The organism is Anabaena azotica FACHB-119 (assembly GCF_014697625.1).
Taxonomy (GTDB): domain Bacteria; phylum Cyanobacteriota; class Cyanobacteriia; order Cyanobacteriales; family Nostocaceae; genus Trichormus; species Trichormus azoticus_A.
The window spans coordinates 42,990-63,349 of the sequence record NZ_JACJSG010000009.1; the positions used below are offsets into that span (position 1 = coordinate 42,990).

General features: G+C 40.8%; 19 protein-coding genes. 10 read left to right on the forward strand and 9 right to left on the reverse strand.

Annotated features, from left to right (window positions below):
• Positions 1 to 56 precede the first annotated feature (56 nt).
• The 3 genes from H6G83_RS08275 to H6G83_RS08285 form a co-directional block, all read right to left on the reverse strand.
• Positions 57 to 1,817 carry a serine/threonine-protein kinase gene (locus tag H6G83_RS08275; RefSeq protein ID WP_190469771.1) on the reverse strand — a complete coding sequence of 587 codons (1,761 nt, stop codon included), beginning with the start codon at positions 1,815 to 1,817 and terminating at the stop codon, positions 57 to 59.
• 415 nt (positions 1,818 to 2,232) lie between these two features.
• Positions 2,233 to 3,786, reverse strand: coding sequence for a YcjF family protein (locus tag H6G83_RS08280; protein WP_190469774.1), 1,554 nt, complete (start codon positions 3,784 to 3,786; stop codon positions 2,233 to 2,235).
• Between the two features lie 298 nt (positions 3,787 to 4,084).
• The gene (locus H6G83_RS08285; protein ID WP_190469777.1) at positions 4,085 to 4,435 is read right to left on the reverse strand and encodes a YkgJ family cysteine cluster protein; all 351 of its coding nucleotides are present in this window, start codon (positions 4,433 to 4,435) and stop codon (positions 4,085 to 4,087) included.
• 126 nt (positions 4,436 to 4,561) lie between these two features.
• Here H6G83_RS08285 and psb30 point away from each other — a divergent pair, with 126 nt between their 5' ends.
• On the forward strand, positions 4,562 to 4,684 hold the full coding sequence (psb30, locus tag H6G83_RS08290) for a photosystem II reaction center protein Ycf12/Psb30 (protein ID WP_190469780.1): 123 nt from the start codon (positions 4,562 to 4,564) through the stop codon (positions 4,682 to 4,684).
• A 47-nt stretch (positions 4,685 to 4,731) separates the two neighbouring features.
• Here psb30 and H6G83_RS08295 read toward each other — a convergent pair whose 3' ends face one another.
• Both H6G83_RS08295 and H6G83_RS08300 read right to left on the reverse strand, forming a co-directional pair.
• A complete protein-coding gene (locus H6G83_RS08295; RefSeq protein ID WP_190469784.1) occupies positions 4,732 to 6,894 on the reverse strand; it encodes a single-stranded-DNA-specific exonuclease RecJ in 2,163 nt (720 codons plus the stop codon).
• A gap of 145 nt (positions 6,895 to 7,039) precedes the next feature.
• Positions 7,040 to 7,330, reverse strand: a complete 291-nt coding sequence (locus tag H6G83_RS08300; protein ID WP_190469788.1) for an antibiotic biosynthesis monooxygenase family protein — start codon at positions 7,328 to 7,330, stop codon at positions 7,040 to 7,042.
• A 384-nt stretch (positions 7,331 to 7,714) separates the two neighbouring features.
• Between H6G83_RS08300 and H6G83_RS08310 the strand changes: the two genes are divergently transcribed.
• The gene (locus tag H6G83_RS08310) at positions 7,715 to 9,040 is read left to right on the forward strand and encodes an RNA-guided endonuclease InsQ/TnpB family protein (RefSeq protein ID WP_242044492.1); all 1,326 of its coding nucleotides are present in this window, start codon (positions 7,715 to 7,717) and stop codon (positions 9,038 to 9,040) included.
• Here the strand turns inward: H6G83_RS08310 and H6G83_RS08315 are convergent.
• Complete coding sequence (locus H6G83_RS08315) at positions 8,940 to 9,365, reverse strand: hypothetical protein (protein WP_190469796.1); 426 nt, start codon at positions 9,363 to 9,365, stop codon at positions 8,940 to 8,942. The genes H6G83_RS08310 and H6G83_RS08315 overlap by 101 nt on opposite strands.
• A gap of 77 nt (positions 9,366 to 9,442) precedes the next feature.
• Positions 9,443 to 9,937 carry an ureidoglycolate lyase gene (locus H6G83_RS08320; protein WP_190469799.1) on the reverse strand — a complete coding sequence of 165 codons (495 nt, stop codon included), beginning with the start codon at positions 9,935 to 9,937 and terminating at the stop codon, positions 9,443 to 9,445.
• A 336-nt stretch (positions 9,938 to 10,273) separates the two neighbouring features.
• Between H6G83_RS08320 and H6G83_RS08325 the strand changes: the two genes are divergently transcribed.
• The 3 genes from H6G83_RS08325 (at position 10,274) to H6G83_RS08335 (ending at position 14,456) form a co-directional block, all read left to right on the forward strand.
• Positions 10,274 to 13,060, forward strand: coding sequence for a PAS domain S-box protein (locus tag H6G83_RS08325; RefSeq protein WP_190469801.1), 2,787 nt, complete (start codon positions 10,274 to 10,276; stop codon positions 13,058 to 13,060).
• 189 nt (positions 13,061 to 13,249) lie between these two features.
• The gene (locus H6G83_RS08330) at positions 13,250 to 13,879 is read left to right on the forward strand and encodes a response regulator (RefSeq protein ID WP_190469805.1); all 630 of its coding nucleotides are present in this window, start codon (positions 13,250 to 13,252) and stop codon (positions 13,877 to 13,879) included.
• A 334-nt stretch (positions 13,880 to 14,213) separates the two neighbouring features.
• Positions 14,214 to 14,456: a hypothetical protein gene (locus H6G83_RS08335; RefSeq protein WP_190469807.1), complete on the forward strand. Its 243-nt coding sequence runs from the start codon at positions 14,214 to 14,216 to the stop codon at positions 14,454 to 14,456.
• Positions 14,457 to 14,966: 510 nt separating this feature from the next.
• Here H6G83_RS08335 and H6G83_RS08340 read toward each other — a convergent pair.
• Positions 14,967 to 16,022, reverse strand: a complete 1,056-nt coding sequence (locus H6G83_RS08340; protein ID WP_190469810.1) for a hemerythrin domain-containing protein — start codon at positions 16,020 to 16,022, stop codon at positions 14,967 to 14,969.
• A 262-nt stretch (positions 16,023 to 16,284) separates the two neighbouring features.
• Between H6G83_RS08340 and H6G83_RS08345 the strand changes: the two genes are divergently transcribed.
• The 3 genes from H6G83_RS08345 to H6G83_RS08355 all read left to right on the forward strand — a co-directional run bounded on the left by H6G83_RS08345 (position 16,285) and on the right by H6G83_RS08355 (position 18,037).
• Positions 16,285 to 17,031 carry an LmeA family phospholipid-binding protein gene (locus H6G83_RS08345; protein WP_190470110.1) on the forward strand — a complete coding sequence of 249 codons (747 nt, stop codon included), beginning with the start codon at positions 16,285 to 16,287 and terminating at the stop codon, positions 17,029 to 17,031.
• Between the two features lie 14 nt (positions 17,032 to 17,045).
• Positions 17,046 to 17,606, forward strand: coding sequence for a DUF2231 domain-containing protein (locus H6G83_RS08350; RefSeq protein ID WP_190469812.1), 561 nt, complete (start codon positions 17,046 to 17,048; stop codon positions 17,604 to 17,606).
• A gap of 209 nt (positions 17,607 to 17,815) precedes the next feature.
• Entirely contained in the window at positions 17,816 to 18,037 is a 222-nt protein-coding gene (locus H6G83_RS08355) for a DUF167 domain-containing protein (protein ID WP_190469815.1), read from the forward strand.
• 128 nt (positions 18,038 to 18,165) lie between these two features.
• On the opposite strand, the gene H6G83_RS08360 is transcribed toward H6G83_RS08355, so the two are convergent.
• Positions 18,166 to 18,798 (reverse strand): glutathione S-transferase family protein, encoded by a 633-nt coding sequence (locus H6G83_RS08360; protein WP_190469819.1) that lies wholly within the window; start codon positions 18,796 to 18,798, stop codon positions 18,166 to 18,168.
• Between the two features lie 204 nt (positions 18,799 to 19,002).
• On the opposite strand from H6G83_RS08360, the gene H6G83_RS08365 reads away from it, so the two are divergent.
• Together H6G83_RS08365 and H6G83_RS08370 are read left to right on the forward strand one after the other, a co-directional pair.
• Positions 19,003 to 19,704 (forward strand): SOS response-associated peptidase, encoded by a 702-nt coding sequence (locus H6G83_RS08365; protein WP_190469822.1) that lies wholly within the window; start codon positions 19,003 to 19,005, stop codon positions 19,702 to 19,704.
• 129 nt (positions 19,705 to 19,833) lie between these two features.
• Positions 19,834 to 20,355 (forward strand): photosystem I assembly protein Ycf3, encoded by a 522-nt coding sequence (locus H6G83_RS08370; RefSeq protein ID WP_190469825.1) that lies wholly within the window; start codon positions 19,834 to 19,836, stop codon positions 20,353 to 20,355.
• Positions 20,356 to 20,360: the final 5 nt, after the last annotated feature.

Sequence of the window (20,360 nt, forward strand, 5' to 3'; positions counted from 1 at the left end):
GTAATTGATAATGGTAAAAACCAATTACCAATTACCAATTACCCATTACCACCCAATTAGTTAATATTTACCTCTTGTAACTGAGTCTCAAAATTCACATTATTAGCCTTGATGACTGAACTTTCTGCAAACAAGGATTTAGCTTTTTTAGTTGCTGCAATCACACTATAAGCTATCCTTTGGTTTTGCATCTGTGGGCGTAATTTTTGTTTGTACTCATTGAGTTTAGCCTGAGCCTGAGCATATACAGGCGTACCTTGGGGAATTTTGCGGAGGTAGTTGACAGCATTATCAAAGTTACCAGCTAATGCTTGTTTACGGGCTTGGTGTAAAAAGTAAGCGGCTCTAATTTGGCGTTTTTCATTGTATTCAGCCAGTTTCTTCTGGACTAAAGCACCCGCAGAACTTTCTTGAGGAATTTGACGTAAATATTCTAATGCTGAGGAAAAATCTTTAGCTTGGGCTTGAGCATAAGCCCTGGCTAATAAATCTTGTGTTTGTGCTTCAATATTGACATTGGCTTGTTTAACTATATCCTGAACTTTTGTTTGCCAATATGCAATATTGGGAACTTCACTGGCAGCACTAAAAACATCTGACCATCTACTCTCAAGTAATGCTTGTTCAGCTAAGGAATATTGTTTAGCTGCGGTTTGCCATTGTTGTTGCCATTCTTCGATAGTGGCTTGAGCATCTGGATATACATTACTATGAGAGGGGATTAATTTAGCGAGGGCGATCGCTTGTTGCAAGTCGCCTTCTTGATATTCTTTTGTCGCTTTATATAAAATTTCTGTTTCGGTGTTGGCTGGAGAATTACTCAACAATGAATAAGTTCCCAGTCCCATCAATAAGGTATTAACGGCTAGTCCAACTTTCATTCCTGTCAGTAGTGGTGATCCTGACCCAGAATTTGCTTCTGCGGGAACGTACTCTATCTGCTGTGGTTGCTGGAGTTGTGTTTGGGCGGTTTCCCATTTCATCTGTTGAATTGCACGCAAGACCTCAGCCGCAGACTGAAAGCGTACTTGGTAATTGTAGCGGATCATGTGGGTTAAGATAGCCGCTAGATAGTCACTCACTGGCGTATCAACAGAACGCCAAATAATCTCATTACTATCAGGATCTACTCTTAGTTGCAGTGGTTCTAAGCCTGTTAAAGCCTGAATAGCTATCATTCCTAGAGCATAGATATCACTATTAATCTGTGTTTGACCAATAAATTGCTCTGGGGGTATGTATCCCAAGGAAGTAGCAGGAACCTGATAGATATATAATTCTGGATCTATGGCAAAATTGACTGACACAATAGAACCAAAGTCAATCAAAACTAATTTACCATTAACAGCACGTCTAATTAAATTTTCTGGTTTAATATCGCAATGAATCACACCTTGCGAGTGAATAAATTCTAAAATAGTTAAGGCATCTTCTAAAAAAGTAATTACTTCATCCTCACGCCACAGATAACCCCAATTTTGAGCAATTGGCAATTCCGCAGTTAAAGCGTGTCCAGCGATGTACTCTTGTACTAAGTAGAAGCGCTCGTTTTCCTCAAAACAGGTGATAAAGTTAGGAATTTGCGGGTGTTGTCCCAAATGCTTGAGGGTTTCCGTTTCTGTGAGAAAACGTAGTCTGAGTGTATCTAGGTGGCTAGAGTGTAAACTATTTACCTTCAGTTGCTTAACAACACATTTAGGTTGATGTGGGTAATTTATATCTATAGCAATATATGTTTGTCCAAATACCCCTGAACCCAGGTTTTGGACGATTTGGTAGCGTGCTTGCAATACTTTACCGATCATGGGGTGGTTCATGAGCTGGTTACTGAGTTAGTCCTTATATAAGTTTCGGTTTATTGTCTGCTGTTTCCGGAATAGCTCAAAGACAAATGATTCTTACATAGAATCTTAAAATGTTGGCTTAGTTCCTTAAGTATTGTTACTTTCAGTAGGCTTATTTTAATACTCAGGTCGCTACCAATCCTTAGTTAGCTAGGCTCCTATATTTTTATACTACCAAATAATATTTATACCGGATGCCATGATTTTGGTATATCGACTAATTAAAAGTAAATTACTCTACTGGCGTGACCGGACTAAAATGTGGCAATAGATTTGAGAAAAATCGAACGCAGATGAACGCAGATGAACGCAGATAAACGCAGATGAACAAGATGATAGATTGTTGGCTAATGCAAAAAATTAGTCCGGTCACGCCACTAGCCTATCCTTAATTATTAGCCTGTTCATCATTTTCCACTGCATCAACTCTATCTTGTAACGGTTTCACTACACGAGCGATCGCTTCGGCAACAAATGCTTTAATAAACTCATCCCGGCGATTAATTTGAAACTGTCGCTGTACTACTTCCGTCATCCCACCATCGCCCCAATCTTGATCATGACGAAAATATTCAATAAAACTCTTACCTGCAATCCTCGTTAAATAAGCAGCCGTTACGCCTTGAATGGCTCTACCAATAATAAATGTAGCTACATTGAGTTGCAAGGCTGTAGATAGTAATTCAATCGCTCCCTTCACAATACCCAAACTAGCGATCGTCTTAGCTAAAGACAGGGCTAACTCCCGTCCCCGTTCCATGTTTAATTCACAGCCGTAAACTCTGCCAATTTCTACCACCATCTGGGCATTTACAGCCGCCGTTGCCAGTAAATCTACCATTGGTAAAGGTGTTACCGATACCACACCCGCACCAATCCACTGAAAACGCTCGACAATTTTATCAGCTTGACGGCGACGTTGTGCATCGATGAGTTTACGGGCTTCCTCTCCTAAGCGCAGAGATTGCAAGAGGATATTATCTGCGACTAAATCCTCACCTTCAGCCCGTAAAATAGCTGCCATCCGCCGCAGTAAGGGGACTATATCTGGTTCTGGTTGGAAGAGTTCGCCTGTTTCCAATTGTGCAGCTTCGGGATTAGCAGCGATCGCCACGACATCATTTGTAGCAATAAATCCCCGCACCCGTTGCCGTAACCGTGCTAGAATAACTTCCTTATCCTCATCTGTGTAGAGGTCGGTTTTGTTGAGAACGAGGAGCGATCGCTTACCAATCTCCGCTAAACCCTTCAAAGGCTCATATTCAGAACGCCGTAAATCATTATCCACCACAAATAACAGTAAATCCGCCTCTGTCGCCAACGCCCTAGCCAGTTGTTCCCGTTCTGTTCCCGCCACCCCAGCTTCTAAAATCCCTGGCGTATCTGTAATTAAAATCTTCCTCTCCAACCCCTTCAACCGCAAACAGTAAGTTTCCCCCACCTTGGTAGTCCCCATTGGTGCGTCCACCTTACCCACCATCCGCCCCATAATGGCATTGACTAGGGAAGTTTTCCCCGCACTCCCCGTACCAAACACCACTACTTGAATTTCCCCCCTAGCTAAGTTAGCTTCAATCTCTTGAGAACGGCTTAATAAAGCTTGGCGTGCTACTTCATCTTGAATTTGGGCTACCTGTTGTCGCACAGCCTGTAGGGTAGAAGAAGCCGCATCAGACTTAGCCGCCGGAATTTGCGCTACACTCACGCGGCGACGGTTGCGACGGGTACGCTGTTCACCAGCCTGCAACACCATCACATAATAGACAAAAGCCGCCACTAAACAGCCGATGAGGACAATTAGCAGCAACAACAGCAAATTACCCAACAGTGGCGAATAAGATAATTGCCAATAAAGGCGAGACAGAGAATCAATCAGCCACAGGGCGAGTCCCAGAATGACGATTAAACCAACAATCAGCGTAACAATGCGCGACACAGGCATGGGTAGCGGCAGTAAAGATTAAATAAGCAGATGCTTCTGATCTTAATAGTTTCTAGTCAGTTGACAGTTGTCAGTTATCAGTTATCAGTTATCAGTTATCAGTTGACAGTTGACAGTTGTTCTCCCCCACCCCCTCATCTCCCTTTTCCCCTCCTGGGAGGGGCTAGGGGTGGGTTTCTCCCTCATCTCCCTCATCTCCCTCATCTGCCTCATCTGCCTCATCTCCCCCCAGTCCCCATTCCCCATTCCCTCACTCATGTGAGCGATGATTTTAGATGAAAATTAGCTTCACATAACTTTAAATCCCGACAGCTTGATCGAAACGCAGCATTTCTAAACTTCTGTCGCCATATACCCCTTCAATTTGTTGTTGACAGCATTCAATCGCAAAATCATTCAATTCTTCAGCCTCAATACCATACATCTGCTGAAATATCTCTGGTTCTACACGACAAAACCGGGGACGATGGGGATAAATGCGGCATTCTCTGGTAATGTGGTCAAAGTTAATGCACCATCCGCCCTCCCCTACCATGCTCAGGTAAAGTTCTAGTTCTTCTGGTGTGAGATATTCTTCTATTTCTGGGCGTTCTGCTGGGTCAAGATTGCAGCAAGCTCCACATTGTTTGACGCATTGCCATGTTGCCATTTTGTGTTGTTTCCTATACTTTTATGAAGTAAATTAAATATCACAGGCGATCGCCGGATATGATCTAATACGGGTTTTGCAAATGCAACTGAGTAATTCTAAGACAATTGGGAGGAATAGAGACAAATGTTTGACGCTTTAGCCAGTATCAATTGGGAAGTTATTTTTCAGCTAACCTTTGTTGCATTGATTATCCTTGCTGGGCCTGCTGTGATTTTTGTCCTAGCATTCCGCAATGGCAACCTGTAATATTTCCCAGTGCTGAATGGTGGGTGTTGAGTGGTTGAAATTTACACTCAAGACTCAACATTCAGCGCTGATAATGCCTGCATCGCCGCTTGAACAATAGAATTATATTGCGGTAAGGATAGGTCAATTTCTAAGGCATCTTCACGGCTAGTTCCGAGTAATCCGATTGTACTGCCTGGCTGCATAACTAAAACTTTGCCATCTGAGTTTTTAATCCTTAATTCTGGAAGAGAGTTATTTTCATAGACTCCGCAAGTATATTGACGTTGATTGTAATTGAAGGTGGTTCTTAAAGGTTTGGGAGAAGCGGCATAAAATATTTGTAATTGGTTAAGTGGCTCCAATTGTTTCTGTGCTAATCTCACACCTAGTAATTCTAACTCTAGGCTAGTATTACCATTAAAGTGATTTTCGCGTAATTTGTAAGCAATATCTAATCGTGGTGGTAAGGGATAATAATCGCGCCAACGCCAAGCGATCGCTTTAAATTGATACTGTTGACTATTAATAGTTTGGCTGAGTGTGACTTTGATATGACCTTTACCAACTATTTGCTGTTCTACAACTTGGACATTGGCTGTCCAGAATAAGGGGTCGGGGTTGTCGATACCGCAAGGGTGCAAAGTATTTAACTGTTGGTACAGTGCTTGATTGATTTGATGGAAGTTAGCTTGAGCATCAATTTGCAGTAACGGCTTGAGGTGCTGGAGTTCTAAACATTGATTAGCGAACTCAGATAAACGCGATCGCAATTCTGGTAAATTTTTGGCAGGTAGAGAAAATCCGCCGGCTGCTTTGTGACCGCCGTATTTACCCAGCAGGTCGTGACAATATTCCAAAGCCTCAAACACATGAAACTCAGGAATACTTCTGGCTGAACCGCGAATAAGTTCCTCATCTTCATAAGTACCGATAAACACAGGAACACCGTAACGTTCCACCAAGCGAGAGGCGACAATACCAATTACACCATGATGCCAACCTGGTTGGACAACAACTAATACCCGGTCTTGCTGTAAAGTAGAGAGGAATTGAGATTCTACATAAGCGATCGCTTGTTGTTCGATTTCCTCACACATTTGCTGACGGCTAGCATTAGCCTGTTCGCATTGCATCGCGCGTTCTAAAGCAATTCCCGCATCATCTGTTGTTAATAATTCGATTACCGTCAAAGGATTTCCTATTCTACCAACAGCATTAATTCTCGGCCCCAGACGAAAGCCAATATCCTCTGGTTTGAGGGACTGGGGACTGGGGACTGGGGACTGGGGACTGGGAACAGCATTAATTACATCTTGGTTAGAGTCATTATTGATTAATTTTGAATTTTGAATTTTGAATTTTGAATTGCTCGCTTGGACTCCCGCGACTTGAATTAACGCCTGTACTCCTGCTAATTGGGATTTAGGTAATAGTTTCAAACCGCGTTTTACCCAGCGACGGTTGACACCAGTTAGGGGAGCTAAATCTGCGATCGTTCCCAAGGTGAATAGTGCTAACATTGGCTGAATTAAGCCTTTGGTTTTGTCTAGCTTTTGTGCTAGGGATACTGCCAAAATATAGGCAACACCCACACCAGCTACACCCCTATATGGTGAAGATTCAGCGATGAGTTTAGGGTTGAGGATAGCATCGGCTGGGGGTAGTTTTTGGGGGATGTCGTGGTGGTCGGTGATAATAACTTTTAACCCAAGTTCTTTGGCTCTAGCGATGGGTTCAAAAGCGGAAATACCATTATCAACAGTGAGAATTAATTTAACACCTTCACTATGAAATTCTTCCACAATCCGCTTGTTAATACCATAGCCTTCGTGCATTCGGCTAGGAATAGCATAATCTACTTGAGCGCCTAAACTGCGGAGACTGCGTAAGAGTAAAGCGGTGCTAGTCATACCATCGGCATCATAATCACCGCATATAGCTATTTTACTATGGGATGCGATCGCCTCTTGCAACAATTCCACACTCACCGCCAAATCTGGGAACTCTGTCAATGGCGAAGGTAAGTTTAAAGATTCCGGCTCTAAAAATGCTTGTGCTTGTGCTGCTGTTTCGATACCCCTATTAATCAACAATTGACAAACAATAGGTGATAGATTTGTGGCATCCGCCAGTTTTTGAGCTAATTCTGCTTTTTGGAGGTGAATTTGCCAACGTTGGTTGGGTAAACGCCTGGAAGGTTTTGATAATTGCGATCGTTGGTCAAGCATTGAGCTATGGAGTCAGGTATCAACACACAAAGGGGTGAAGCATGATCTTATCCTCACCCCTAGTATTACTCACAAAATCTTACCAAACGTTTACTTTAAATCAGTTATCAGTTATCAGTTATCAGGTTGTGTTCACTGTCCACTGTTAACAAATTGATTCAAAATGTTCAACCGTGGGAAATGGTTCGTAAAAATGATGGAGGAGTTGCTTCCATTGTTGATATTCTGGAGAACTTCTAAATCCAACTGTATGCGCCTCTAGAGTTTCCCATTTCACCAGCAACAAATATTTGCCTTTCACCTCTAAACAGCGATGAAGTTCATGGGAGATATAACCATTCATTGAGGCAATAATATTTGAGGCTTGCTGGAAAGCATCTTCAAAATCATCCTCTGCGCCACTTTTGACATTGAGCATTGCTGCTTCCAAAATCATAACGTTGGTTTTAGCTTGAACAAAAAGAAGCCTATCACCTACCCGTTCGCGTAGCGTCCCGTAGGGAAGGGAGGTGATGAGATGAATTTTTGGGCGATGACGAATTGACCCACAACCAAATTAATCCGTAGGATTAATTTGGTTGTGGGTAGATGTTCGCGTAGCGTCACGAAGTGAGGAATCGCCAGTTTTGACTTTAAGCGAGTCGATAAAATCTTCAATTACATGAGTCATAGTCTTATCGTTTTGACTTGCATATAATCTTAATTTATTTAATCTACGTTCAGATATCCTTAAATTTAATATTTTATTTTTCATAAATGCCAATACAAAGTCGTTACATTTATGTAATCCTAGATATAGGTCGAAAACAAGGATAGAGCAATGAAAACCTCATACCAATACAAAATCAAACCAACTGCATTGCAAGCAGAGAAAATTGATATTACGCTAGAAATGCTGCGTTGTCAATACAATTACTTACTTGCTCAAAGATTTGACTGGTATGAAATGAATCGCTGTCCTATTGATAGATGCCCATTAATTTGTCATCTACCAGAATTAAAGGAACAACCCAACTATTACAATCAAAAAGCTTCTCTAGTTCAGCTTAAAATAGATAGACCTTGGTACAAGGATGTTCATTCTCAAGTATTGCAGGAAGTTATCAAGAAGGTTGAACTAGCTTTTGATAGATGGTTAAAGGGTGATGTTAACGGCAAGAAGTCTGGTAGACCTAGATTCAAAGGGAAAGGACAATATAAAACTTTCACTTATACCCAATTTAAACAACATCATTTTGTTAACAATAAAATTACGCTGTCAAAGATTGGAGAAGTTAAGGTAATTGTTCATCGACCTATACCAGATGGATTTGATATTAAGACTGTATCTGTTACCAGAAAAGCCGATGGTTACTATGTAGCCTTGAGCCTTGATGACAAAACAGTGCCAACTGTTAAGCCTGATTTTAATCATGACAATATCATTGGCATTGATGTAGGTTTGATTGATTTTTATGTAGCTTCTGACGGTTCTAGAATCGTAGCACCAAAGCATCTACGTCAGGCTGAACGTAAATTAAAAATAGCACAGCGTAGGGTATCAAGACGGAAAAAAGGTTCTCATCGTCGTAAAAAAGCTATTCAAAAACTGGGTAAGCAGCATAAAAAAGTTGCTGATACTCGTAGAGATTTTCACTTTAAAACAGCAAAATCACTACTTGATAAATATGATGTTGTAGCTGTCGAAAAGTTGAATATCAAAGGACTAGCTAAAACAAAACTGGCTAAAAGTATTAATGATGCCGGATGGGGGCAGTTCATAACCATACTTTCAAACAAAGCCGAAAATGCTGGTTTGAAGGTAGTAACTGTAAATCCAAGCGGGACATCACAAGAATGTTCTAGCTGTGGTCACAAAGTTAAAAAGCCGCTATCTCAAAGAATGCACAATTGCCCTATTTGTCACACAAGTATTTGCAGGGATTTAAACGCAGCTATAAACATAAAGAACCGTGGGACGCACGGTCTTAAAGCTCAATTAATGTCCGGATTAGGAGTCATTGAGAAGCCCACACTCACCCTGAAAGGGGAGTGTGTGGAGTACGTCACAGAATATTTATGCGTCCATCACCCAGTATATAGAGAGAGCGATCGCCTGGGTAGCGCCAAGTCGGACGAAATTCTACCCGCAGCGTCCCAAAATTAGGTTTAGAGACAACAGCTTGTAAAGGCGCTCCTGTTTCATCCCAGAACATCAGAGACAGACTAGGTTGAGAACCGTCCTGTTGAGGAAATTGCAGTTTCTGCTGCGGTTGTAGACGGATGGGGGTAGTACCTTGAATTCTTTCCAATTCAACTAAATTTGGCGTATTATTTATCACTTCTAACCGAATACGTTGCCCTGGTGTAAACTGGAGTGGTTTTGCTCCACATTTAGAGGCGCAAGTTCCGGCTAATGTGGTGCGGGGATAGTCTATTGTTGCCACTAAAATAGTCGCCGCAATTAAAGCCAAAGAAAGTTTTTTAAACATACTATTCAGGATAAATACTTAACCCGATAGTAGCCTAGTACAGTACCATCTCGCCTCAGCAAATATTCAGAACTTAGCTAAACCATCTCAAACTTTAACTGATGACTTTTGAGAAAATCATGGGTGAAATGATCAACCACATTAGTATCAGCCAGTTCTAAATTATAAAAATCTACAAATTCATGGTCAAAATATGGCCCAGCGTGCCAAGTTCCCTGATTTAATTTAATAAAACAATTCCCCGGAATGCGAAAAGCAGCAATTTCTGCTAACACTGGTGTATCTAAATCATTTTCAGGAGGACAGACTGCAATTAACCAGTCCTTACCTTCTAGAGAACCTAAACATTGAGTACATTGCACATGGCGAGTAATTTTATGAAAGTTTCGCCCTCGCTTTTGCAACCGCATAATGTAAAAGCGGGGTGTACCATTTTGCAGATTTAATTGAGCATCTTCAGCATCAAAAGCTTTACCATCAGCACTAGGAAAAATTACTTGTCCATAACGCCGAAAGTTTTCTGGTGTTATCCACTGGGCTGATAATTGTTGAACGGTTTGTGATGTAGTCATACGTATCAATCGCTATTGATAATCGGTCTTTATCGTGAGTATCAGTTAAACAGTAATTGGTAACGGTAAAAACCAACTACCAATTAGTGATTACCATTACCAACTAGATTAACTATATCGTAAGTAATTAGCCAAACTTTTGTACTACCCTGATTAGTATATAGAGCGATCAGCTTTACCTCTTCCCAAAGGTTGATGCACAATAACTACCATAGATGTTTGTTTATTGTTTAAATATCAATCTCAGGAGGTTTAATTTAGCCTGTCTGAATATCCTCCCATTCGGATCAAGTATACATTAAAGGTAACTTTATTATAAAAATCCAGATTTTTAGTATGGTTTTTTCATTGAGTGAATCCCTTAAACATCTTAGTGATCATCATACCAAGCGTTCTCTGCGAACTATTTTGATAATTCCCTTTGTTTTACAAATCTTCGCTGTCGTCAGTTTAACGGGTTATCTTTCTTTCAAAAATGGTCAACAAGCTGTAAATAATATTGCAGCCCAGCTATTGAGAGAAATTAGCCTACGTGTGCAACAGAATCTAGAAAATTTTCTTTCAACTCCCCATAAGATTACTCAAGATAACGCTAATCTAATTAAATTCAAACAATTAAACATCCAAAATCCCTATCAATTAGAAAAACATTTTTATGAACAGTTAAAAGTATTTGACAGTGTGAGTTTAATTGGTTTTGCCAATAAGAATAAAGAGCTAATTTCATCAGAACGGTTCCCCGATGACTCTTTGACAATCAGAGTATCTAGTAAATCAACCAATTACAATCTACGAACTTACGCAACTAATATTCAAGGTCAGCGTACAAGCATAAATGATTATGGAAAACCCTACGATCCCCGAAGACGTAATTGGTATAATCAAGCGATAAAAACAGGAAAACCAGTCTGGAGTGAGATTTATCCCCATAATTCTGGGCTTGCTTTATACATTGGTGCTAGTCAGCCTGTTTATGATAATCAGGGAAATTTGCAGGGTGTTTTACTATCTAACCTAAATCTTGCAAAAATTGGCACTTTCCTAAATAGTTTGAAAATTGGCAAAACTGGCATCAGTTTTATTATCGAGCGTCCATCAGGCAAATTAGTGGCAACTTCAACTGATGAAAAGCCTTTTCGTGCAAATCATTTCAAAACACAATTACCAGAAAATAAAATTAAATCTTTTTTAGCTACAGAAAGTAGTGATATCAAAACGCGATTAACATCTGCATATTTGAAGGATAAATTCTCTTATTTCAGTGCAATTCAAAGCCCACAGCAATTAAATTTTCAAATAGATGGTAAGCGGCATTTTATTCAAGTTCTACCTTTTCAAGAGCGTCGAGGGATTGACTGGTTAATTGTGGTAGTTGTTCCAGAATACGATTTTATGTCTGAAATTAATGCTAACACTCGTACAACAGTCATGCTGTGTATTGTGGCTTTGATAGTGGCTATGACTGTCGGTCTTCTCATTGTACGCTCTATTAATAAAGCCGTTACTGTGCTAAAAGAATCTGCTTTAGCATTGGCTCAAGGTGAATGGGAAAAAAGAATAGAAATAGGGCGTACCGATGAGTTAGGAGAATTAGCCAAGTCATTTAATAGTATGGCTGATCAACTCCAATCCACATTTGCCCAAATGCAGGATTTAAACAAAGCTTTATTGCAGAGTAAAAATCGCCTGCAACAGTTTCTTGACGCTGTGCCTGTAGCTATTTCCATAAATGATAATAATGGGCAAGTATATTATGATAATCGTGCATTACAGAAGTTAGTGAATATGGAAATATTGCCATTTGTTGAAAAGGAACAAATGGCAGAATATTATCAAATTTATCTAACTGGAACTGACCAGTTATATCCTGCTGCTGAACTGCCAATTGTCCATTCTTTAGCAGGTGAAACCGTCCATATTGATAATTTGGAGTTTCGCCACCTGCATCAAACTACCCCTGTGGAAGTTTTAAGTATGCCGATTTTTGATGAGTCTGGGGAAGTTATATATGCGCTCACTGTTTGGATTGATATTACCGAACGCAAAAAAACAGAAAAGCTCCTAGCTGATTATAATTTGATTTTAGAGCAACAGGTGACTGAACGTACTTTAGAATTACAACAGGAAATAGCTGAACGTAAGCAGGCAGAGCTAGCACTGGTGGAAAGTGAAACGCGATTTCGGCTATTGGCAGAGGCGACATTTGAGGCGATCGTGATTACTCACGAGGGTGTAATTTTAGACACTAACCAAACTTGTGCGGAGATGTTTGGTTATGAGTTTTCTGAAGTGATTGGTATGCGCGTTATTGATTTTACCGCCCCTGAATACCGGGAACAGGTGATGCAGAAGATTCGCTCAGGGGATGAGGGAATTTATGAAACCGTCTGTCTTTGCAAGGATGGAACTACTTTTCCGGCAGAGATTAGAGCTAGAGTTATGTCATATCGTGGACGTAACATTAGGATGGCTGCTGTACAGGATATCACTAATCGTAAACGGGCTGAGGAAGCAACTATCTTAGCAGAACGTAACCGTTTGGCGCAGGAAATTCATGATACCTTAGCTCAAGCCTTTGCTGTTGTCATTGTCCACTTAGATACAGCTTCACGCAAACTGACCACAGATATAGAAACTGCACAAGCATTAATCAAGGCAGGACGCGATTTGGCTCATTCTGGGCTAACTGAAGCACGCCGTTCAATTAAAGCCATGCGATCGCAATTATTAGAGGATGAGAACATTTTTCATGGTCTCAACCGCTTTGCCACGCAGATGTTTTCCGCTACCAATACACATATTGTCTGCCAAGTGGTAGGTGAAATATATCCTCTGCCGCCAGATGTGGAAAATAACCTACTCCGCATTGGACAAGAAGCATTAACCAATGCTTTCAAATACGCCAGAGCGCAAGAAATCCATATAGAACTAGTGTATCAGGAAAGGCAGTGTAGTTTGCGAATTAAAGATGATGGGCAAGGTTTTGATATGGGTAGTGTATCTATTGTCAACAGCTTTGGTTTTTTAATCATGAGCGAACGGGCTGAACGCATTGGTGCGAAATTAACAATTCAAAGTTCCCCTGGACAAGGAACAGAGGTAATGGTGACTATCAATATATAAACTCATCCGTAATTGGGATTTTGTAATCGGTAGTTGTTCAAGGTAGAGCTTGTTGATGAAGTAAACCTTATATTTACTTTATCAATAAGCTCTCATTGGTATCTTTTTAAGAGATGCAAACAGCACTTGCTACAGACTGTTTGTGAACATTTCTTACTTTGCCAACAACACACACTTGAACTATTTCGTATGAGCCAATCCAATGTCATTCGCATCTTGATTGCTGACGATCATCCGATTCTAGGACAAGCTTTAACAATGTTTTTCCAATGTGAGCCAGATATGACTGTAGTTGCTCATGCTGGTGATGGAAAAGAGGCGGTAGAACTTTTTTGCCAACATCAACCTGACGTGGTGCTGATGGATTTGCAAATGCCGCAGATGGAAGGTGCGGATGCGATCGCTACTATCTGTAATAATTATAAACAAGCTCGAATTGTTGTCTTAACCACCTTTGATGGTGATGAGGATATCTATCGGGGACTACGGGCTGGTGCAAAAGGTTATATTCTCAAAGGGGCGGAACCGAACGAACTTTTGAATGCGATTCGTACTGTTTATCAAGGTCACAAGTATATTCCGCCTAGTATAGCAGCCAAGCTAGCCGAACGGATGGACAAGGAAGAATTGAGCGATCGCGAGTTGGAAGTGCTGCGCCTCATCGCCAAGGGCAAGAATAACCAGCAGATTAGCACTGACTTGAAGATCGCTGAGAGTACGGTGAGGTTCCACGCTAATAATATTTTCGGCAAATTGAACGTGAGCGATCGCACTCAAGCCCTAGTCACCGCAGTAAATCGGGGGATTGTGCGGCTGTAATTTATTGTCTTCACCTCACATTTTGATAGGTTTAAAACCCAACAGTGCGCTAGGGACAATGTTGGGCTTATTTTTTATGCTGAGTGTATTCACTTAGTTTGGATTTGCATAGATGTGAAGAGTTTAGTCAGAATACTTAGAGGTTGTTTTAAAAATCTTCAGTGATGTATTAAATACCACTTGAACACCCTAAATCCCCTTTTCAGTAGATTAGCAAAGAAACTAATACTAGCTGATACTTTACCAACATCTTCTAAGAGATTTATCACACAAATCAAAAAGACTACACTACATCACATAAGCACATTTTACTATTAAGTAAGGAGTAATACTCATGAACAGAACAATTTTAGTTTGTTCTTTATTTGCTGCTCAGATGATGTTTACACCAGCTTATGCTGCTTCAGGAAGTTACACTGAGTCTTGCCGAAATATTAGCACTAGGGGTCGTGACTTGGTAGCAACTTGCCGAACTCAAAATGGTCAGTGGATAAGAACAACATTACCAGATTATCTTAGTTGCCGTCCGGGTTCAATTGTTAATGTAAACGGAAACTTATCTTGTGATCGCCAATAAAAATAAACTTGCAAGCCCGCTTATGCATAAGTAATTAACCCAGGACTTACGCACCAAGATTGTCTGTTAAGAATGGGTTTACTGACATTTTGCACCTTCTCAATAAGGAGGTGGTGGGCAATACCCACCCTACTATTTTAGCCTTGCCAGTCCAGTAGTGGCGTGGCAAGCCTAAACTTGTGCATTAGCGAAAAATCTATCATCTTGTTCATCTGCGTTCATCTGCGTTCATCTGCGTTCAAATTTATCCAAACCTATTGCCACATTTTAGCCTTGCCAGTCCAGTAGGGTGCGTTAAAGCGGTGCGTTACGGCAATTTATACTGTCGCTCATACTCAAATACTGACACTGCCGTAACACACCCTACTTAATATTTACTGATAATCAACCTCATTCTCTAACCCTTAGCCTCTAGCCATATCCCACAAAACAACCAGTCCACGCCATCAAATGAGGCGTGGACTGGTTATGTTCAACTATGGGTATCTAGCTGCTTAATTATAGGTGATATTACACACCTGCGCCGCTAGCTTGACCTGCTAATCTTTGTTGAATCTTGCTCTTAGCAGCTTTGAACTCAGTAGCTAGTTGCTCAGTTTGCTCGCTGCTGAGGTTGTTGCGGATAGCAGCAAACAAGGTGCTTTCTTCTTGACGAACGTGATCCATCACGACATCAGCCAACTGTTTAATTCTATCTTTGATTTCAGGATTAGAGGGGCTGATAGCCTTGATTTGCTCTAACCGACGCTTCATATCGGCTTGTTCGTCATACAGTTCTTGGGTATCACTTTGACCGTAGAAAGAACGCACTCTGGGATAGAGTACTTCTTCTTCTGCTTCAGCGTGAGCGGTTAGATCCTTGTAGAGTTGACCGAAGTACTCTTGGATTTTTTGAGGGTTGTTGCTTTGAGCAATTTCTGTGAACAGGACGTTGACTTTGTTGTGATCCAGACGGATCACGTCTTGGATGTTCATGTCTTGCTTATCAGAACCTTGGGTAACAGCACTACCTACTACACCACTGAAAGCGGCGATCGCATCTTGAACTCGTCCCCAAATACCTTGGTCTGCGTCTTGTCCAGTGAGTTCACGCACACCCAAAATTTCTAAAATACCTTTGAGTTGTTCTTGGTGAGCGCGGTTCTCAAAGTTAACGGCGTTTAAGGGGCCGATGGCTGCTAATACGTCAGCACCAACTTTTTGGGCTGCTTTGTGAACTAACAAACCGCTCATTACTTGTTGATGCTTGAGCAACTCGTGCTTAGATACTTTTTCAAAAAAGCTTAATTGAGAACCTTGCATCAATTTGCGAACTTGATCAACCATTTCGCTGACTGTTTGTCTTGGTTGTTGTTGAACGCCATATTGAACGATAACAGTTTCTATGATGCCCAAGTTCTTCCGGTCATCTTCGAGGAAATCACGAAGTCTTCTAGAAATTTCTTCGTCAGTTGTTTCTCTGAGAAAATTTTCCTCATTCTCAATAATCAACTGTTGAAGTAGTTTTACATCAGCTAATTTTACACCGATAGCATTACGTTTTGCATCATCTAAAGTTGATACCATTCTGAAGTTCTCCTCATGAAAGTAGTCGGATTTTTAACTAATCTCAGGTTGACATAATTCTTTGTAGTTTTCCCTCCTTCTTTTGAGCGATTAACTAGGTAACTCAGGATAGAAAATAAATATTTTTTTTATAGAAATAAACAGTTCTACTTTTAGACATACAAGCATTCAAGAATTACTCCATCTATAGATAGATAATTTTTTTATTTGACTTGTTTAAATTGACTCAAAGATATTTATTTTTATGGGAGATTTATTAATAATGCCGGAAACCCCCGGATTAGGAGAACAGGCGCTGAGTAAAGCGGCAGAGTTCGGGTTATCTAACCAGTTAGATGAAGTCGAAAATCTCGATATAGATATCAAAACCGATCCACTGAAAATAGTCCAGGGACAGGTGGATAAGGTCAAGATTGAGGGTGCAGGTTTGGTAATGCAAAAAGACCTCCGTGTAGAGTTAATGCAAATGCAGGTCAATAATGTTGCCATTAATCCTTTAAGTGCAGCCTTTGGCAAAATTGAACTGACCAAACCCACAGTCGGTAGTGCGCGGGTTGTTTTAACAGAAGCAGACATTAACCGCGCCTTCAATTCTGAATTTGTGCTTGCCAAAATTCAAAACCAGAAAATACATATTAACGGGCAGTTGAAAACTGTTAAGCCTCAACAAATAGACTTCCGCTTACCAGGTGAAGAAAAAGTAGCAATAAATGCTGACATTCTCTTAGTTGAAAATAACGAAACTCACAAGGTTGCCTTCACCGCCGTACCGCAAGTTAATGCTAGTGGCACATCTGTGTCACTGGAAAATGTTACCTACGGCGAAGAAGCAGAAATTTCCCCAGAATTAACACAAGAGTTCGTAGAACAAACTAGTGAAATTTTAAACCTCAGCAACTTCGATTTAGAAGGTATGAGTTTGCGACTAAAGCGACTACAGGTAGAAACAGGCAAACTCACGCTGCAAGCGGAAGCTTATGTAGAACAAATTCCCTCAACTAATAACTAGTAGGATACTGAATTATGGAAACCACAGATACAACTACTACAGGTTCCTCTGCTTCCTCTCCATTTCCGAATATTCCCCCCATTATTGAAACAGACGATCGCGAGTATCGTGATACAGGTGTACCAAGTACAGTGGCGATCGCCGGACACCCCCTCCACCCCCTCAGCGTGATTTTCCCCATCGCCTTCCTAGCCGCCGCCTTGGGTAGCGACTTCGGTTACTGGCTAACCCGTGATTACTTCTGGGCTAGGGCTTCTATCTGGTTAATTGGCTTGGGTTTAGGAGGCGGACTCATCGCCGCCGCCACAGGCTTAAGCGACTTCTTAAAAATTGAACGTGTCCGCAAGCGTAACGCTGGTTGGGTGCATTTAATTCTCAATGTGTCCATCCTCGTTTTGACACTGGTAAACTTCCTTGTCCGCTTGGGTAATATTGACGGCAGAATCTTACCTTGGGGACTATTAATCTCTCTAGTTGTTGGTACTCTAACTAGCGCTTCTGGCTGGTTCGGTGCAGAACTTTCTTATCGCCACAAAATCGGCGTAGTAGGGGCTGGTAGTAAGAGATATCCCTAGTTAGGGGTGTAAGGGTATAGGGGTGTAGGGGAAAAATTACTACTCCCGACTCCCTTCAATTTATTGACACTCCCGAAAAATAACCATCATCCTGTCTCTACTCATTGTGGTAGTGATGGGTTTTTTGTTTAATTCCTAATTTTCTACCATTACTTGTTACCCATTACCAGCCACCAAGATATGATAAGAACTTAAGCGCACATGATATTATGCAGATAAAGGTTAAAGTTAAACCTAATTCCAAACAACAAAAAATTGCTGAAGAGGATGATGGTAGCCTGACAGTACACCTAAAATCCCCTCCGGTAGATGGTAAAGCTAATGAAGAGTTAATCAAACTTTTAGCGGAAAAATTTGCTGTGCCAAAATCTCATATCACAATTAAATCTGGTTTATCTTCGAGACAAAAGTTAATTGAGATTGACACATAAGGAAGGGATAGAGGCGCTTAGGCTAGGGACTAGGAAGGTAGTAAGGAGAGCAGAAGGGCAAAGAATAACAACTGATAACTGATAACTGATAACTGATAACTGATAACTGATAACTGATAACTGACAAATTACCAGTCGTAGCATAATTGCGGTTCATGAGTGATACTAATATACCCAGATTGAGATTTGACTCTTTCTATCCACGCTAGAATAGCGGGGAATTGTGTTAACTCAAATCCACCTTCATCAGCGACGTGAGTGTATGCAAACAAGGCGATATCAGCAATTGTGTAACGCTCACCCACAAAAAAGCTCCGGTGTTGCAAATGATTTTCCATCACTTTGAGAGCTGCGTAACCAGGTTCACGTTTTTGTTCTAAAGCTGCAAGATATTCTTCAGCTTTACCTAAAATAGAAACCCAAAATCGTGATGTGGCAATATATGGTTCATGACTGTATTGTTCAAAAAATAACCATTGCATGACTTGGGCTTTTAAATAGCGATCGCTTGGTAAAAATTCTGTATATTCGCTCAAGTAAAGCAATATAGCATTTGATTCTGCTAAATACTTGCCTGGAGCAATTTCTAAAACTGGTATTCTCCCGTTAGGATTTTTACTTAAAAACTCTACACTGCGGCTCTCTCCTTTCAAAATATTCACTTCTACTCGTTCAAATGGCATACCCATTTGTGTTAACAAAAGTCTCACTTTATAGCCATTGCCTGAAGGTAAAAAATCGTACAAACGTAAGGTTTCCATGTAGAAATTAAGATAGAGAATATGTTACGAAGTTAAGGTGTAAAATACAATATCTTACAAAAGTATTCTTGATTAACAGGATAATTATCTTATTTAATTTATGTTTTTATTAAAGATAAAAATTATTTGCATAAATAAAAATTAATCTGTTAATTAAGGTGAGACAGAAATGTTTTTTTTGATGCAATATGTTAGAATAACAATATGTGTGGAAGATTTACTTTAACCCAGTCAGCAGAAGCATTAGCCGAAGTTTTTCATGTCCAGCAACGGCTGGATTTAGAGGCTCAATATAACATTGCACCTACGCAAACTGTAGTGACATTGTTACATAACGCCGAAACTAACAAACGAGAATTTCACAAGTTTCGATGGGGTTTAATACCCTCGTGGGCGAAAGATCCGACAATATCAACCAAGCTCATCAACGCCAGAGCCGAGACTATTGCCGAAAAACCCTCTTTTCGTTCAGCCTTCAAGCAAAGACGCTGCTTAGTAGTAGCTGATGGCTTTTATGAATGGCAAAGACATCAGGCTAAAAAGCAGCCATTCTATTTTCGGCTACGAGATGAGCAACCCTTTGGCTTTGCGGGATTATGGGAAAAATGGACAAACCCTGATGGGGAGGAAATTAGCTCCTGTACAATTGTCACTACAGCAGCAAACGAACTACTGCAACCCATCCACGACCGAATGCCAGTAATTCTCTCCCCCCAAGATTACGATTTGTGGTTAGATCCCCAACAGCAAAAGCCCCAAGCGTTACAACACTTATTATCCCCCTATCCAGCCTCAGAAATGACCGCCTACCCAGTCAGCACCCTAGTCAATAGCCCAAAACACAACAATGCAGATTGTATTATCCCCCTCGAAGAGCAGAATAGCTCTCTAAATCAGTTACATTAACTATTGGACTGGGGATTGGGGATTTAATCAGTGAACAGTTATCAGTTAACAGTTATCAGGTTATTTTCACTGACAAACTACTCAGGACTCAGGACTGATCACTCGTTACCAAAACAATAGAAACACAATATGCCAAGAACGCAAAAAAACGATAATTTTATTGATAAATCCTTTACTGTCATGGCAGATATCATTCTCAAGATACTGCCAACCAACAAAAAAGCTAAAGAAGCCTTCGTTTATTACCGAGATGGGATGTCAGCGCAGGCAGAAGGGGAGTATGCCGAAGCATTAGAATATTATGAAGAAGCCCTCACCTTGGAAGAAGATACCAACGATCGCGGTTATATTTTCTACAACATGGGGCTAATATATGCTAGCAACGGCGACCACGAAAAAGCCCTAGAACTTTATCACCAAGCCATTGAAAATAATCCCAAGCTACCCCAAGCCTTGAATAATATTGCCGTTATTTACCACTACCAAGGCGAAAAAGCCAAAGAAGCTGGTGATAACGACGGTGGCGAAGCACTGTTTGACAAAGCCGCAGACTATTGGGTACGCGCCATTCGCATGGCTCCCAATAACTACATCGAAGCGCAAAACTGGTTAAAAACCACCGGACGGATGCAAATTGACGTATTCTTTTAGTCATT